The sequence below is a fragment of the Streptomyces sp. NPDC093546 genome (assembly GCF_044765045.1).
In the GTDB taxonomy this organism is placed as follows: domain Bacteria; phylum Actinomycetota; class Actinomycetes; order Streptomycetales; family Streptomycetaceae; genus Streptomyces.
On record NZ_JBIWJG010000007.1, the window covers coordinates 201,527 to 216,116 of the forward strand.

General features: G+C 73.9%; 14 protein-coding genes. 7 read left to right on the forward strand and 7 right to left on the reverse strand.

Annotated elements, in window-relative coordinates:
- Positions 1 to 338: 338 nt before the first annotated feature.
- Positions 339 to 1,541, forward strand: a complete 1,203-nt coding sequence (locus tag ACIRNI_RS18050) for an amino acid deaminase/aldolase (protein ID WP_403552363.1) — start codon at positions 339 to 341, stop codon at positions 1,539 to 1,541.
- A gap of 52 nt (positions 1,542 to 1,593) precedes the next feature.
- On the opposite strand, the gene ACIRNI_RS18055 is transcribed toward ACIRNI_RS18050, so the two are convergent.
- From ACIRNI_RS18055 to ACIRNI_RS18070, 4 genes are read right to left on the reverse strand one after another with little or no spacing between them, the layout of a single operon-like run.
- Entirely contained in the window at positions 1,594 to 2,481 is an 888-nt protein-coding gene (locus ACIRNI_RS18055; RefSeq protein WP_403552364.1) for a DUF2510 domain-containing protein, read from the reverse strand.
- A 55-nt stretch (positions 2,482 to 2,536) separates the two neighbouring features.
- The gene (locus tag ACIRNI_RS18060; RefSeq protein ID WP_403552365.1) at positions 2,537 to 3,319 is read right to left on the reverse strand and encodes a 3-oxoacyl-ACP reductase; all 783 of its coding nucleotides are present in this window, start codon (positions 3,317 to 3,319) and stop codon (positions 2,537 to 2,539) included.
- A gap of 6 nt (positions 3,320 to 3,325) precedes the next feature.
- On the reverse strand, positions 3,326 to 4,699 hold the full coding sequence (locus ACIRNI_RS18065) for an aldehyde dehydrogenase family protein (RefSeq protein ID WP_403552366.1): 1,374 nt from the start codon (positions 4,697 to 4,699) through the stop codon (positions 3,326 to 3,328).
- A gap of 8 nt (positions 4,700 to 4,707) precedes the next feature.
- Positions 4,708 to 6,072: a glutamine synthetase family protein gene (locus ACIRNI_RS18070; protein ID WP_356645745.1), complete on the reverse strand. Its 1,365-nt coding sequence runs from the start codon at positions 6,070 to 6,072 to the stop codon at positions 4,708 to 4,710.
- A 78-nt stretch (positions 6,073 to 6,150) separates the two neighbouring features.
- On the opposite strand from ACIRNI_RS18070, the gene ACIRNI_RS18075 reads away from it, so the two are divergent.
- From ACIRNI_RS18075 to ACIRNI_RS18085, 3 genes are all read left to right on the forward strand, one after another.
- A complete protein-coding gene (locus ACIRNI_RS18075; RefSeq protein ID WP_403552367.1) occupies positions 6,151 to 6,888 on the forward strand; it encodes a FadR/GntR family transcriptional regulator in 738 nt (245 codons plus the stop codon).
- A 139-nt stretch (positions 6,889 to 7,027) separates the two neighbouring features.
- Positions 7,028 to 8,476, forward strand: a complete 1,449-nt coding sequence (gene eat / locus ACIRNI_RS18080; protein WP_403552368.1) for an ethanolamine permease — start codon at positions 7,028 to 7,030, stop codon at positions 8,474 to 8,476.
- 12 nt (positions 8,477 to 8,488) lie between these two features.
- Entirely contained in the window at positions 8,489 to 9,172 is a 684-nt protein-coding gene (locus ACIRNI_RS18085; protein ID WP_403552369.1) for a gamma-glutamyl-gamma-aminobutyrate hydrolase family protein, read from the forward strand.
- Here the strand turns inward: ACIRNI_RS18085 and ACIRNI_RS18090 are convergent.
- On the reverse strand, positions 9,169 to 10,074 hold the full coding sequence (locus ACIRNI_RS18090; protein WP_403552370.1) for a LysR family transcriptional regulator: 906 nt from the start codon (positions 10,072 to 10,074) through the stop codon (positions 9,169 to 9,171). The genes ACIRNI_RS18085 and ACIRNI_RS18090 overlap by 4 nt on opposite strands.
- 71 nt (positions 10,075 to 10,145) lie before the next feature.
- Between ACIRNI_RS18090 and ACIRNI_RS18095 the strand changes: the two genes are divergently transcribed.
- The gene (locus ACIRNI_RS18095) at positions 10,146 to 11,264 is read left to right on the forward strand and encodes a TDT family transporter (protein ID WP_403552371.1); all 1,119 of its coding nucleotides are present in this window, start codon (positions 10,146 to 10,148) and stop codon (positions 11,262 to 11,264) included.
- Here the strand turns inward: ACIRNI_RS18095 and ACIRNI_RS18100 are convergent.
- Positions 11,203 to 11,919, reverse strand: coding sequence for a helical backbone metal receptor (locus ACIRNI_RS18100; protein ID WP_403552372.1), 717 nt, complete (start codon positions 11,917 to 11,919; stop codon positions 11,203 to 11,205). The genes ACIRNI_RS18095 and ACIRNI_RS18100 overlap by 62 nt on opposite strands.
- Positions 11,912 to 12,463: a helix-turn-helix domain-containing protein gene (locus ACIRNI_RS18105; protein ID WP_403552373.1), complete on the reverse strand. Its 552-nt coding sequence runs from the start codon at positions 12,461 to 12,463 to the stop codon at positions 11,912 to 11,914. The genes ACIRNI_RS18100 and ACIRNI_RS18105 overlap by 8 nt, the downstream gene beginning before the upstream one ends.
- A gap of 168 nt (positions 12,464 to 12,631) precedes the next feature.
- On the opposite strand from ACIRNI_RS18105, the gene ACIRNI_RS18110 reads away from it, so the two are divergent.
- Positions 12,632 to 13,543 (forward strand): 5'-3' exonuclease H3TH domain-containing protein, encoded by a 912-nt coding sequence (locus ACIRNI_RS18110; RefSeq protein WP_403552538.1) that lies wholly within the window; start codon positions 12,632 to 12,634, stop codon positions 13,541 to 13,543.
- A 57-nt stretch (positions 13,544 to 13,600) separates the two neighbouring features.
- Entirely contained in the window at positions 13,601 to 14,458 is an 858-nt protein-coding gene (locus ACIRNI_RS18115; protein WP_403552374.1) for a siderophore-interacting protein, read from the forward strand.
- The last annotated feature ends 132 nt before the right edge of the window (positions 14,459 to 14,590 follow it).

A 14,590-nucleotide genomic window follows, 5' to 3' on the forward strand; every position in this document is an offset into this window, starting at 1 on the left:
GGGCGAGCGGCGGCAGCGGGGCGGCCTTGCGCGGCTCTCCGGAGGGCGCGGACGGCGGCGCAGGCGGGGCCGGAGGGTCCGGCGGGGCGGGGCGCTCCGGAGGGAGGAAGGCGTCGCCGATACGGGAGGACGGGCGTCGTGCTTCGGTGCTCATCCGCCCCCCTGGTTGTCGTCCGGATCGCCTTTCGGGGCAGGCCCGTTCGTCGGCGCGTGTCGTCACTCTAAGGCTTCCGCCCAGGTCCGCCGCAACGCGGCCGCAGGTGGGAGGGGCAGGCCCGCACCGATCTGACCGGAACATCCCCCTACCCGGAGGTAGCACCGTCTGGCAGGCTCGGGCCATGACTCCCCGTGCCGCTGACCGGGCCCGGTACGACCGGGCCACCGCCCATCTCGACGCGCCGCTGGCCGTCGTCGATCTGGAGGCCTTCGACGCGAACGCCGACGACCTGGTCCGCCGGGCCGGCGGGAAGCCGATCCGGGTGGCGAGCAAGTCGGTACGGTGCCGGGCGCTGCTGGAGCGGGTGCTCGCGCGGGACGGGTTCGCCGGGATCATGTCGTTCACGCTGGACGAGTCGCTGTGGCTGGCGCGGGCGGGGTTCGAGGACGTCCTGCTGGCGTACCCCTCGGTGGACCGGGCCGGTTTCTCGGAGCTCGCACGGGACGCGAAGCTCGCGCGCGCGGTGACGGTGATGGTCGACGACCCGGCGCAGCTGGAGCTGATCGACCGGGCCCGCGAGGGCGGGGCCGAGGAGATCCGGGTCTGCCTGGAGCTGGACACGTCGCTGCGCCTGCTGGGCGGTCGCGTACGGATCGGGGCGCGGCGCTCCCCGCTCCGCACGCCCGCGCAGGTGGCCGAGGTCGCCCGGGCGGTGGCGCGGCGGCCCGGCTTCCGGCTGGTCGGGCTGATGGCGTACGAAGGGCATGTCGCGGGTGTCGGGGACGCGGTCGCCGGGCGGCCGGCGCGGTCGCGGGCCGTGCGGCTGATGCAGGCGGCCGCCCGCAGGGAGCTGGCGGTGCGGCGGGCGGCCGTGGTGGACGCGGTCCGGGCGGTGGCGCCGGAGCTGGAGTTCGTCAACGGCGGCGGTACGGGAAGCGTGCAGCACACGGCGGCCGAGGACGCGGTGACCGAGATCGCGGCGGGGTCGGGGCTCTATCTGCCGCGGCTGTTCGACCACTACACCTCCTTCACGGGCCGGCCTGCCGCGCTGTTCGCGCAGCCCGTCGTCCGCCGCCCGGGCGTGGGCGCGGTGACCGTGCTCGGCGGCGGCTACCCCGCGTCGGGCGCGCCGGGCAGGGACCGGCTGCCGGTGCCGTACCTGCCCGAAGGCCTGCGGTACGACCCGCAGGAGGGTGCGGGCGAGGTGCAGACGCCGCTGCTGGGCTCCCCCGCCGACGATCTGCTGATCGGCGACAAGGTGTGGTTCCGGCACGCGAAGGCGGGCGAGCTGTGCGAGCGGTTCGACGCGCTGCACCTGATCGAGGGCGACCGGATCACGGCGACCGTGCCGACGTACCGGGGTGAGGGCCGGACCTTCTTGTAAGCCGGACCCTTTGGTAAGCCGGGGTTGCAAGCCGGACCTTCTTGTCAGGAGGTCAGGGCCCGATGGAGCTGCCGACGCCGCCGCCCGTGGCGCTGCCGATGGGGCGGATCCCGCGCGTGATCTCGTCCATGAGGGCGAGGGGCGGGCCCGCCGGGCCGGCGTCGAAGGCGAACCGTACGACCACGGGGGCCCCGGTGCCGGAGGGGGAGGGGAAGGCGAGCGACTGGACGTACCCGCCCGGGCCGTTGCCGGTGGTGACCTGCCAGCGGACCAGGTGGCCGGTGCGACCCGCGACGACGGCCGGGCGCGAGGCGACCACCTTGTGGGAACGGATGCCGCCGTGGAGGCGGTTGCCGAGGGCGTCCGCCTCGTATGCCCGGTCGGCGGCGGTCACGACGTCCTGTTCGGCGATGGTCTTGAAGCTGCTGCCCTCCGGCGCGCTGACGGTCCAGGAGCCGACGGTTCCGGGCTTGCAGAAGCGGCGGGTGTGGCCGGGGCAGGGGACGTCGGCCACGGTGGTGAGGGTGGCGACGTCGGCGACGGTGTGTTCCGGCTTCTCCCAGCCGTCGGGGATGGGGAGGGTGATGCCGTTGAGCTGGTCGACGAGGACCGCGGGGCCGTCCTCGGTACCGGACGGCGAAGGGGTGGGTGTCGCCGCGGGCGTCGTCACCGGGGCCGCGGTGGAGGGCGGCGGAGCGAGCGCCTCGCCGTCGTCGGAGCCGTCGGACGGCCCGAGGACGACCGCCGCCACGGCGACCGCCGCCACCAGGGCGGTGCCCGCGACGGCGAGTGGCAGCACGCCGCTCCTGCCCCGGGTGGGGCGCGGGCCGGGGTGGGCGGCGGGACGGGTCTGTCCGGTCCACGCGGCGCCGTCCCACCAGTGCTCGACGGCGGGGTCGCCCGGGTCCGGGTACCAGCCGGGAGGAGTCGTCATGCTCATGCGGTCAGCCTAGGCCGGGCGTCGCGCGACGGCGCCCGGCCCTCCGGCGGTGTGCCTACAGGGGCGTGACGTACGCGCCCGAGATGCCGCCGTCGACGAGGAAGTCGGTGGCGTTGACGAAGGACGAGTCGTCGCTGGCGAGGAACGCGACGGCGGCCGCGATCTCCTCGGCCTCGGCGAAGCGGCCGACGGGGATGTGGACGAGGCGGCGCGCGGCCCGCTCCGGGTCCTTGGCGAACAGCTCCTGGAGGAGCGGGGTGTTGACCGGCCCGGGGCACAGGGCGTTGACACGGATGCCCTCGCGGGCGAACTGCACGCCGAGCTCGCGCGACATGGCGAGCACGCCGCCCTTGGAGGCGGTGTACGAGATCTGGCTGGTGGCCGCGCCCATGCGGGCGACGAAGGAGGCGGTGTTGATGATGGAGCCCTTGCCCTGGCGCCGCATGTAGGGGATGGCGGCCTTGCAGCACAGGTAGACCGAGGTGAGGTTGACCTCCTGGACGCGCTTCCACGCCTCCAGGCCGGTCTCCAGGATGGAGTCGTCGTCGGGCGGCGAGATGCCCGCGTTGTTGAAGGCGATGTCGACGCTGCCGTAGGTGTCGTACGCCGTCTTGAAGAGCGCCTCGACCTGTTCGGCGTCGGTGACGTCGACGCGTACGAAGGTGCCGCCGACCTCGTCGGCCGCGGCCTTGCCGGCCTTCTCGTCGATGTCGCCGCAGACGACGTGGGCGCCTTCCGCGGCGAGGCGGCGGGCGGTGGCGAGGCCGATGCCGCTGCCGGCGCCGGTGATGACGGCGGTACGGCCGACCAGGCGGCGGCACACGATGTTCTCGGTCATGGGGTCTCAGGCCTCCGTGCTGATGAAGACGTTCTTGGTTTCGGTGAAGGCGGTCAGGGCGTCGGGGCCGAGCTCACGGCCGAGGCCGGACTGCTTGAAGCCGCCGAACGGCGTCCAGTAGCGGACGCTGGAGTGGGAGTTGACGGAGAGGGCGCCCGCGCGGACGGCGCCGGAGACGCGCAGGGCGCGGCCGACGTCGCGGGTCCAGATGGAGCCGGACAGGCCGTACTCGGTGGCGTTGGCGAGCCGTACGGCGTCCTCCTCGTCCTCGAAGGGGAGGACGACGGCGACGGGTCCGAAGATCTCCTCCACGGCGGCGGGCGCGTCGGCCGGGAGGCCGGTGAGGACGGTGGGCGGGAACCAGAAACCGGGTCCCTCCGGGGCCTTGCCGCGGATCGCGTCCGCGCCCTCGGGGACGTACCCCCGCACCCTCTCCAGCTGCGTGCGTGAGATCAGCGGGCCCATCTGGGTCCGCTCGTCGGACGGGTCCCCGACGACGACCTCCTCGATGGCGGGGACGAGGAGCTCCAGGAAGCGGTCGTACGCGCCGCGCTGGACGAGGATGCGGGTGCGGGCGCAGCAGTCCTGGCCGGAGTTGTCGAGGAACGCCATGGGGGCGGAGGCGGCAGCGGCCTCGATGTCGGCGTCGGCGAAGACGATGTTGGGGCTCTTGCCGCCGAGTTCGAGCGTCACGCGCTTCACGCGGTCGGCGCACTTCGCCATGATCTGCTTGCCGACGCGCGTGGAGCCGGTGAAGACGATCTTGGCGACGCCGGGGTGCTCGACGAGGGCGTTTCCGGCGACGGGGCCGGCTCCGGGCAGCACCTGGAACAGGTGCTCCGGAAGGCCCGCCTCCAGGGCGAGTTCGGCGAGCCGGAGCGCGGTGAGGGGGGTGGTCTCGGCGGGCTTGAGGACGACGGCGTTGCCGGCCGCGAGGGCGGGGGCGGTGCCCCAGGCGGCGATGGGCATCGGGAAGTTCCAGGGGGCGATCACGCCGACGACGCCGAGGGGTTCGAGGATCGTCACGTCCAGGCCGCCCGGGACGGGGATCTGGCGGCCGTTGAGGCGCTCCACTCCCCCGGCGGCGTAATCCAGCAGGTCCCGGACGTTGCCCGCCTCCCAGCGGGCGTTGCCGAGGGTGTGGCCGGCCTCGCGGACCTCCAGCCGGGCCAGCTCCTCCACGTGCTCGTCGACGGCGGCGGCGAAGCGGCGCAGGAGGCGGGCGCGGTCGGCGGGGGCGGCGGCGGCCCAGGCCCGCTGGGCGGCGGCAGCGCGCGTGACGGCGGCGTCGACGTCGGCGGCGGTGGCCGCCGGGACGGTGGCGACGACCTCCTCGGTGGCGGGGTTCAGTACGAGGTGCTCGGTGGGCTCGGTGCTCACGTGGGTCCTTACATCCGTTCGAAGGAGCGGCGCAGCTCCCAGTCGGTGACCGCGGCGTCGAAGGCGTCCAGTTCGACCCGCGCCATGTTGCGGTAGTGGGCGACGACCTCGTCCCCGAACGCCGCCTTCGCCAGGGGGCTGTTCTCCCACAGTTCGGCCGCCTCGCGCAGGGTGGTCGGCACGTGGGCGTAGTCGGCGGTGTAGGCGTTCCCCTCGCACGGCTCGGGCAGCTCCAGCTCGTGCTCGATGCCGTAGAGACCGGCCGCGACGAGGCCCGCGACGGCGAGGTGCGGGTTGACGTCACCGCCGGGGAGGCGGTTTTCGAAGCGCAGGGAGCGGCCGTGGCCGACCACCCGGAGGGAGCAGGTGCGGTTGTCGTACCCCCAGGCGACGGCGGTGGGGGCGAAGGAGCCGGGCTGGAAGCGCTTGTACGAGTTGATGTTGGGCGCGTAGAGGAGGGAGAAGTCGCGGAGGGCGGCGAGCTGCCCGGCGAGGAAGTGGCGCATGACCGGGGACATGCCGCCGGGTCCGTCGCCCGCCATGGCGTTGCGGCCCTCGGCGTCCTGGAGGGAGAGGTGGATGTGGCAGGAGTTGCCCTCGCGCTCGTTGTACTTCGCCATGAAGGTGAGCGAGACGCCCTCCTGGGCGGCGATCTCCTTGGCGCCCGTCTTGTAGATGGCGTGCTGGTCGCAGGTGACCAGGGCTTCGTCGTACTTGAAGGCGATCTCGTGCTGGCCGGGGTTGCACTCGCCCTTGGCGGACTCGACGGTGAGGCCCGCGGCCGCCATCTCGTTGCGGATGCGGCGCAGGAGGGGCTCGATGCGGCCGGTGCCGAGGACCGAGTAGTCGATGTTGTACTGGTTGGCCGGGGTGAGGCCCTGGTAGCCGGCGTCCCACGCCTGCTCGTAGGTGTCCTTGAAGACGATGAACTCGAGCTCCGTGCCGACGTGCGCGGTGTAGCCGTGCTCGGCGAGCCGTTCCAGCTGGCGGCGCAGGATCTGGCGGGGGGCTGCGACGACCGGGGTGCCGTCGCTCCAGGCGAGGTCGGCGATGAGGAGCGCCGTGGCCTCGTTCCAGGGGACGCGGCGCAGGGTGGACAGGTCGGGGCGCATGGCGAAGTCGCCGTAGCCGTTGTTCCATGAGGACATCGCGTAGCCGTCGACGGTGTTCAGCTCGACGTCCACGGCGAGGAGGTAGTTGCAGCCCTCCGTGCCGTGCTCCAGCACGTCGGAGAGGAAGAACGGTGCGGCGAACCGCTTGCCCTGGAGCCGCCCTTGCATATCGGGGAAGGCCAGGACCACTGTGTCGATCTCACCGCTCGCGACGAGGGCGCGCAGCTCCTCGACGGTGAGCGGGGGTTTGCGGTCTGCCACGGGAATGCTCCTCCTTCGGTCAGCCGGGAGCCATAAGGTATTGCCGGAGACCATTGCTTGGGAAGGGGAAACCGCGAGGTGGCGAAGAAGAGCGAACCGGAGGACCGGCTCACGCCGGTCCTGCGCCCGGTGCGGGCGGGCAACGGCTTCGAGGAGGCGCTGGAGCAGATCCTCCAGGTCGTCCGGCTCGGCCTGGTGCCCGGCGGGGAGCGCCTGCCCGCCGAGCGGGAGCTGGCCGAGCGGATGGGCATCAGCCGGGTCACCCTGCGCGAGGTGCTGAAGGTCCTCCAGGAGCAGGGGCTCGTGGAGAGCCGGCGCGGCCGCTACGGCGGAACGTTTGTGCTGCGCCGCGACCGCGCGCCCGGCGACCAGGGCGAGGAGGAGCTGCGCCGCCGCGTCGCCGCCGTCGACGTCGAGGACACGCTGCGCTTCCGCGAGGTGCTGGAGGTGGGCGCGGCCGGGCTGTGCGCCGCGCACGGGCTCTCCGAGGAGGGCGCGGAGCGGCTGCGTACGGCGCTGCGGGCCACGCACGACGCACCGCTGGAGGACTACCGGCGCCAGGACACGCTGCTGCACCTCACGCTGGCGGAGCTGTCGGGGTCGCCGACGCTGACGGCGCAGTACGCGGCGGTCCGGGCGACGGTGAACGACCTGCTGGACTGCATCCCGCTGCTGGTGCGGAACCTGGAGCACTCGCAGCACCAGCACACCGCGCTGGTGGAGGCGGTGCTGGAGGGGGACGCGGACGCGGCGCGCGAGGTGATGCGGGAGCACTGCGCGGGGACGGCGGCGCTGCTGCGCGGCTTCCTGGCGTGAGCCGGTGTCCGGGCCCGGGCCCGGCGGCCCGGCCCGGCGTAACCGGAACGTAACGCACGGGGGTTGCGCTCCCCTCCCGGCCACCGCAAAGGTATGGGTCCATTCCATTGGGCCCCGACCGATGCGGGAGCACGCTGCCATGACGCTGGAAGAAACCAAGGACACCCCCGGAGCGGCCGGCTCCGACGACTACCTCAAGCGCCGGGCCCTGCGGCAGGGCAGCGCGGGCTGGCTGCTGCTCACCGGCCTCGGGGTCGGCTACGTCGTCTCGGGGGACTTCTCCGGCTGGAACATCGGCCTGGCGGAGGGCGGTTTCGGCGGGCTCGCGATCGCCACCCTCCTGATGGGCGTGATGTACGCCTGCCTGGTGTACGCGCTCGCCGAGCTGTCCGCCATCCTCCCCGCCGCGGGAGGCGGCTACGGCTTCGCGCGCCGCGCGCTCGGCACCTGGGGCGGCTTCCTGACCGGGACGGCCATCCTCATCGAGTACGTCCTCGCCCCGGCCGCCATCTCCATCTTCATCGGCGACTACGTCGAATCGCTCGGCCTGTTCGGCCTGGAGTCCGGCTGGCCGGTGTATCTGGCCTGCTTCGTCGTCTTCATCGGCATCCATCTGTGGGGCGTTGGCGAGGCGCTGCGCTTCAGCCTGATCGTGACGGCGATCGCGGTGGCGGCGCTGCTGATCTTCGCGGCCGGCGCCCTCACGGAGTTCCGTGCCGACGGGCTGGACGACATCCCGGTGGACGGATCGGCCTTCGGGGCGAGCTCCTGGCTGCCCTTCGGCCTGCTCGGCATCTGGGCGGCCTTCCCCTTCGGGATGTGGTTCTTCCTGGGCGTGGAGGGCGTGCCGCTGGCCGCCGAGGAGGCCAAGGACCCGGTGCGGTCCATGCCGCGTGCGCTGTCCCTGTCGATGATGGTGCTGGTGCTGCTCGCCGTGCTGACGTTCTTCGCGGCCACGGGGGCGCGGGGCTCGGCGGCCATCCAGGACGCGGGCAATCCGCTCGTCGTCGCGCTCCAGGGGGACGGCGGCCCGACCCCGCTGAGCCGGTTCGTCAACTACGCGGGCCTCGCGGGCCTGGTGGCGTCGTTCTTCTCGCTCATCTACGCGGGCTCGCGCCAGCTGTTCGCCCTGTCCCGCGCGGGCTACCTGCCCCGCTTCCTGTCGCTGACCAGCCGCCGCAGGTCCCCGTACCTGGGGCTGCTGATCCCGGGCGCGATCGGCTTCGCGCTGGCGGCCGGGACCGGCGACGGCGCGCGGATGCTGAACATCGCGGTCTTCGGCGCCACCATCTCCTACGCCCTCATGGCGCTGTCCCACATCGTGCTGCGGCGCCGGGAGCCGGACCTGCCCCGCCCCTACCGCACGCCGGGCGGGGTCCTGACGTCGTCCGTCGCGCTCGTCCTCGCGCTGTCCGCGCTGGTGGCGACGTTTCTGGTCGACGTGGACGCGGCACTCATCGCGCTGGGGGTGTACGTCGTCGCCCTCGCGTACTTCGCCTTCTACAGTCGGCACCGTCTCGTCGCGAGCGCGCCCGAGGAGGAGTTCGCGGCGCTGGCGGCGGCCGAAGCCGAGCTCGAACGCAACTGAGAGGAACCAGCCGTGCCGAAGCCGCTCATCGGCCTCACCACCTACCTGGACCGCGCCCGGTGGGGCGTATGGGACATGCCGGCGGCGCTGCTGCCGGAGACGTACCCGCGCCTGGTCCAGGCGGCGGGCGGTATCGCCGCGATGCTCCCGCCGGACGCGCCCGCCACGGCCGCGGAGGCGGTGGCCCGCCTGGACGGCCTGGTCGTCGCGGGCGGCGCCGACGTCGACCCCGCACGGTACGGCGCCGAGCGCGACCCCCGTACCGGCCCGGCGGCCGCGGAGCGCGACTCCTGGGAGCTCGCGCTGATCGACGCGGCCCTCGCGACCGGCACGCCGCTGCTGGGCGTCTGCCGCGGCATGCAGCTGCTCAACGTGGCCCTCGGCGGCACGCTGGTGCAGCACCTGGACGGCCACACCGGCGGCGTCGGCGTCTTCGCGGCCCACACGGTGAAGCCGGTCCCGGGCACGCGGTACGCCTCGCTGGTCCCGGAGGCGGTGACGGTCCCGACGTACCACCACCAGGCGGTGGACCGGCTCGGCAGCGGCCTGACCGCTTCGGCGCACGCGGAGGACGGCACGGTGGAGGCGGTGGAGCTGCCGGGCATGCGCTGGGCCCTGGGCGTGCAGTGGCACCCCGAGATGGACGCCGACCTTCGGGTGGTGGAGGGGCTGGTGGCCGCGGCGTCCGACGGTTAGGGGGTGCCCCGCGCCAGCGAGAGCAGGTCGCGGGCCGGGCCCGTCGGCAGGGGGCCCGTCGGCCAGACCGCGCGCAGGGCGCGGTGGAGGTGGACGCCCTCGACCGGTATCTCCACCAGGCGGCGGGAGGCGAGCTCCTCGGTGACCGCGAGCTCGCTGAGGACCGCCGGGCCCGCGCCGGTCACGGCCGCCGCCTTGACGGCCGTGGTGGAGGCCAGCTCCAGCAGCGGGTCCGCGAGGCCGCCGTGGTCGGCGAGGGCGGCGTCCAGCACCTGACGGGTGCCGGAGCCGTACTCGCGCAGCACCAGGGGGGTCGCCGCCAGCTCCGCCGGGGTGACGGGGCCGCGGCGGCGGGCCCAGCGGTGCGAGGGCGCCGCGACCACCACGAGCCGGTCGTGCGCGACGACCACCGCGTCCAGGCCGTCCGGCACGGCGAGGCCCTCGACGTACCCGAGATCCGCCTCGCCCGCGAGCAGGCAGGCGGCGACGGCCGCCGAGTTGCCCGCCTGGAGCGAGACGGCCGTGTCGGGGCGCTCGGCGCGCAGCGCGATGAGCCATCCGGGCAGCAGGTACTCCGCGATGGTCATGGACGCGGCGACCCGGAGGCGCGAGTCGCGCCGGTCCCGCAGCGCCTGCGCCCCCACGTCGAACGCCTCCGCCGCCTCCACCACCCGCCGCGCCCAGTCGGTGACGAGCGCGCCCGCGTCGGTGAGCCGCGAGCCGCGCGGCGAGCGGTCCACCAGGGCGACGCCGAGCTGCCGCTCCATGGAGCGGATCCGGCTGCTGGCGGCCGGCTGCGTGATGCCCACCTCGCGCGCGGCCCGGCCCAGGCTGCCGTGCCGGGCGACGGCGAGCAGCAGTTCGAGGGCTCCGAGGTCGGGGACGCGATGCGACAGGCTCATAACCTCAGTTTATGGGGTCATAGGAACAAGATCCCTGGTGGTGGGCATCAGCGCAGGTCAGGGTGGGGGATATGGCAACAACGCTCGCGCAGTACACCCCCCTCCCCCGCGTCCCCCGCACCCTGGCGGTCCGCCACCTCGGACCCAACTGGTACGCGACGGTGATGGGTACCGCGATCGTCGCCGGCGCGGGCGCCGCCCTGCCCGTCCGGGTGCCCGGCCTGCACACCGCCTGCACCGCCGTCTGGGCCCTGTCCCTGATGATGCTCGCCGTGCTCCTCGTGGCGCGGACGCTGCACTGGGCGCACCACCGCGACCAAGCCCTGGCGCATCTGCTGGACCCGGCCATGGCGCCGTTCTACGGGTGCGTGGCCATGGCCCTGGTCTCGGTCGGCGGGGGCGCCCTGACCGTCGGCAGGGACTGGATCGGGCTGGACGCGGCCCTCGCCCTGGACGGTGTGCTGTTCACCGTGGGCACGGCGCTCGGCGTGGCGGTCGCGGTGACCGTCCCGTACCTGATGGTGGTGCACCACCGGATAGAGGCGGCGTCGCCGGTGTGGCTGCTGCCGGTCGTGGCGCCCATGGTGTCCGCCGCGCAGGGCCCCTTCCTCGTCCCTCACCTGCCGGCGGGGCAGTGGCAGGGGACGCTGCTGCTCACCTGCTACGGGCTGTTCGGGCTGAGCCTGCTCGCGGTGCTGCTGATGCTTCCGCTGGTCTTCGGGCGGCTGGTGACGGGCGGGCCGCTGCCGCTCGCCCTGACCCCGACGCTCTTCCTGGTCCTCGGCCCGCTGGGCCAGTCCACGGCGGCCGCGAACAACTTCGCCGACGCCGCCCCGCACCTTCCCTACGGGACGACGCTGGCAGTCCTGTACGGCGTGCCCGTCATGGGCTTCGCCCTGCTGTGGCTGGTCCTGGCCGGTGCGCTGGTGGTGCGAGCCCGCCGGAAGGGCATGGGTTTCGCGATGACGTGGTGGGCGCTGACGTTCCCCGTCGGGGTGTGCGTCACCGGAGCGGAGGGGCTGGCCCGCCACACCGGGCTCACGCCGCTGCTGTGGCTGGCGGTGGGGCTGTACGTGCTGCTGGTGGCGGTCTGGCTGGTGGCCGCGGTGCGGACCGTACGGGGGCTCATCAGCGGAGCGCTGCTCGCAGCGCCGCCGGTGCCGTCGCCAGTGACGGCCCGTACCACGTGAGGTGGCGCCCGTCGACGAGCGCGGCGGGGATCCCCTCGAACGCCTCGGGCCCGTCGTCCGCCGTGAAGCGGTACGGCTCGTCCGGCAGGACCACCAGGTCGGCGCCGGAGGCACGCAGCTCGTCGAGCGGGACGCGCGGGTAGCGCTCGGCGTGGTCCGCGTACACGTTGGCCACACCGAGGCGGGCCAGCAGGTCGCCCGCGAAGGTGTCGCGGCCCAGCACCATCCAGGGGCGGCGCCAGATGGGCACGACGGCCCGGCGGTACGGGTGCGGGGTGAGCCCGGCCCAGGCCGCCTCGGCCTCGTCGAGCCAGCGCGGCCGCGTCCGCACCCCGCAGGCCCGCAGGACGCGGTCCAGCTCGGCGAAGGCCTGCTCCAGGGTGCGCACCTCCGTCACCAGCACCTCCGGTCCGGCGGCGCGCAGGGCGGCGAGGTCGGGGGCGCGGTTCTCCTCCTCGTTGGCGAGGACGAGGTCGGGACGCAGGGCGGTGATGGCGTCCACGTCCGGGTTCTTGGTACCGCCGATCCGGGCGACGTCAAGCCCGGACGGGTGAGTGCACCAGTCCGTGGCCCCGACGAGCAGGCCGGGCGCCGTGGCGGCGACGGTCTCGGTCAGGGAGGGCACCAGGGAGACGACCCGCGGGCGCTCAGCCATCGCGCGGCGCCGTCCCCATGTGCTCGGCGACGGCGACGACCAGGATGCGGGTGGCGGGCCCGGCGGCGCGCCAGCGGTGGCGCACGCCACCGGAGAGGTACAGCGTGTCGCCGCGTTCGAGCTGGTAGGCGCGGCCCTCGGCCTCGACCTGGGCCGCGCCGTCGGCGACGTACAGCAGGGCGTCGTTGCGCAGGACGAGCTCCCGTCCGGCGTCGTGCTCGCCGGTGAACTCGTCGGCGTGCATCTGGTGCTCGCCGCGCACCAGGGGCCGTACGCCGGGCACGCCGGAGGCGTCGTCGGCCCGTACGACGTCGACGGTGCGCGTCGAGTCGGCCGCGTAGAGCAGCTCCACGGCCGTGGTCTCCAGTGCGTCCGCGACCCGCTCCAGGGAGCGGGTGCTGGGCCGGGCGCGCTCGTTCTCGATCTGGCTGAGAAACGGCACGGACAGTCCACTGCGCTCGGCCACCGCGGCGAGGGTGAGCGAGAGTGCTCTTCGCCTCCGGCGGACGGCCGCTCCCACGCGAAGCGTCTCCTTGTCGTCCATCTCTACGGCTCCCTCCCTCTCCGACCACCTTACGCAGCGGCGGTACCACCGAGTAGCGCCACGGGTGGGAAAGGCGCGATACGGAGGGCCTCCCGTGCAGCTCGTCACCGACGCGACGACCGGCTGTCAGTGGGGTGGTGCATGATCGGTGGTGTGACGCGACGCCTGATGCTCCTCGACACCGCCTCCCTGTACTTCCGCGCCTATTTCGGGGTCCCGGACTCCGTGAAGGCGCCGGACGGCACGCCGGTCAACGCCGTGCGGGGGCTGCTGGACTTCATCGCCCGGCTGGTCCAGGACCACCGGCCGGACGAGCTGGTGGCGTGCATGGACGCGGACTGGCGCCCGCACTGGCGGGTGGAGCTGATCCCGTCGTACAAGGCGCACCGGGTGGCGGAGGAGGCCCCTGCGGGGGCGGGGCCGGACGAGGAGGAGATCCCGGACACGCTGTCGCCGCAGGTGCCGGTGATCGAGGCGGTGCTGGACGCGGTCGGCATCGCCCGGGTCGGCGTCGCGGGGTACGAGGCGGACGACGTGATCGGCACGCTCACGGCGCGGGCGGCGGGGCCGGTGGACATCGTCACCGGGGACCGCGACCTGTACCAGCTGGTGGACGACGCCCGGGGTGTGCGGGTGCTGTATCCGCTCAAGGGCGTGGGCAGCCTCCAGGTGACGGACGAGGACTGGCTGCGGTCGAAGTACGGCGTGGACGGGCGGGGGTACGCCGATCTGGCGCTGCTGCGCGGGGACCCGAGCGACGGGCTGCCGGGGGTGCCGGGCATCGGGGAGAAGACCGCCGCGAAGCTCCTGGCGGCTTACGGGGACCTCGCCGGGATCATGGCGGCGGTCGACGATCCGGCGGCGAAGCTGTCGCCGGCGCAGCGCAGGCGGCTGGACGAGTCGCGGGAGTACGTGGCGGTCGCGCCGAAGGTGGTGCGGGTCGCCGACGACGTGCCGCTGCCGCGGTTCGACCCCGCGCTGCCGGCGGCGCCGCTGGATCCGGAGGCGCTGGACGGGCTGGCGGCGCGGTGGGGCCTGGGCGGCTCGCTCGACCGTTTGCTCTCCGTGCTGCGGGGGTGAGGTGTTAGCTTAGGTAAGCCTAAGCAACCACATTCGGGGAGAGACGGGGAGACCACCGTGGCGCAGCAGCCTGCTCGCAAGGCACCGAAGGCCCGCGAAGCTCGTGTCGTTCGCACCGAGCGGCTCACGCCGCACATGGTGCGGGTCGTCCTCGGCGGTGAGGGGCTGTCCGATTTCCGCGCGGACGAGTTCACCGACCACTACATCAAGCTGCTCTTCCCGGCTCCGGGTGTGACCTACCCGGAGCCGTTCGACATGGACCGCATCCGGGAGGAGTTCCCGCGTGAGCAGTGGCCGACGACCCGTACGTACACGGTACGGGCGTGGGACGCCGCCGAGCGGGAGCTGACCGTCGACTTCGTCGTCCACGGCGACGAGGGCCTCGCCGGCCCCTGGGCGGCCTCCGCCCAGGCAGGCGAAACGATTCGCTTCCTCGGCCCGGGCGGCGGGTACGCGCCGGACCCGGCGGCCGACTGGCACCTGCTCGTGGGCGACGAGAGCGCGCTGCCGGCGATCGCCGCGTCGCTGGAACGGCTGCCGGAGGGCGCCGTGGGGCACGCCTTCGTGGAGGTCGAGTCCCCCGACGACGAACAGAAGATCGCGGCCCCGCCCGGCGTCGAGCTCCGCTGGTTCCACCGCACGGGCCGCCCGGTCGGCGAGGCGCTCCTCACCGCGGTCCGGGACCTGGACTTCCCGCCCGGCGACGTCCACGCCTTCGTCCACGGCGAAGCGGGCTTCGTCAAGGACCTCCGCCGCCACCTCCGCCTGGACCGCCAGATCTCCCGGGAACGCCTCTCGATCTCGGGCTACTGGCGCCTGGGCCAGACGGACGAGGCCTGGCGCGCGATCAAGCGCGACTGGAACGCCCAGGTGGAACGCGAACAGGAATCCCCGGCGGACCCGGCGGCCGCCTGACACCGGCTCTCCGCGACGGCCCTCCACGACGGCTCGCTGCTCCGACTCGCCACTCCGGCGACGGCCGGAGGCCGATGGAGCCGCGAGGGGCTGGTCGCCGGGCGCGGCGGCGGCCGGGCTCGCCGGGCGCCA

Excerpts from the sequence above, each read along its gene's own strand:
- ACIRNI_RS18050 (WP_403552363.1), top strand. The coding sequence starts at position 339 with ATGACTCCCCGTGCCGCTGACCGGGCCCGGTACGACCGGGCCACCGCC.
- ACIRNI_RS18110 (WP_403552538.1), top strand. The coding sequence starts at position 12,632 with ATGCTCCTCGACACCGCCTCCCTGTACTTCCGCGCCTATTTCGGGGTC.
- ACIRNI_RS18095 (WP_403552371.1), top strand. The coding sequence starts at position 10,146 with ATGGCAACAACGCTCGCGCAGTACACCCCCCTCCCCCGCGTCCCCCGC.
- eat (WP_403552368.1), top strand. The coding sequence starts at position 7,028 with ATGACGCTGGAAGAAACCAAGGACACCCCCGGAGCGGCCGGCTCCGAC.
- ACIRNI_RS18060 (WP_403552365.1), bottom strand. The coding sequence starts at position 3,319 with ATGACCGAGAACATCGTGTGCCGCCGCCTGGTCGGCCGTACCGCCGTC.
- ACIRNI_RS18105 (WP_403552373.1), bottom strand. The coding sequence starts at position 12,463 with ATGGACGACAAGGAGACGCTTCGCGTGGGAGCGGCCGTCCGCCGGAGG.
- ACIRNI_RS18090 (WP_403552370.1), bottom strand. The coding sequence starts at position 10,074 with ATGAGCCTGTCGCATCGCGTCCCCGACCTCGGAGCCCTCGAACTGCTG.
- ACIRNI_RS18100 (WP_403552372.1), bottom strand. The coding sequence starts at position 11,919 with ATGGCTGAGCGCCCGCGGGTCGTCTCCCTGGTGCCCTCCCTGACCGAG.
- ACIRNI_RS18055 (WP_403552364.1), bottom strand. The coding sequence starts at position 2,481 with ATGAGCATGACGACTCCTCCCGGCTGGTACCCGGACCCGGGCGACCCC.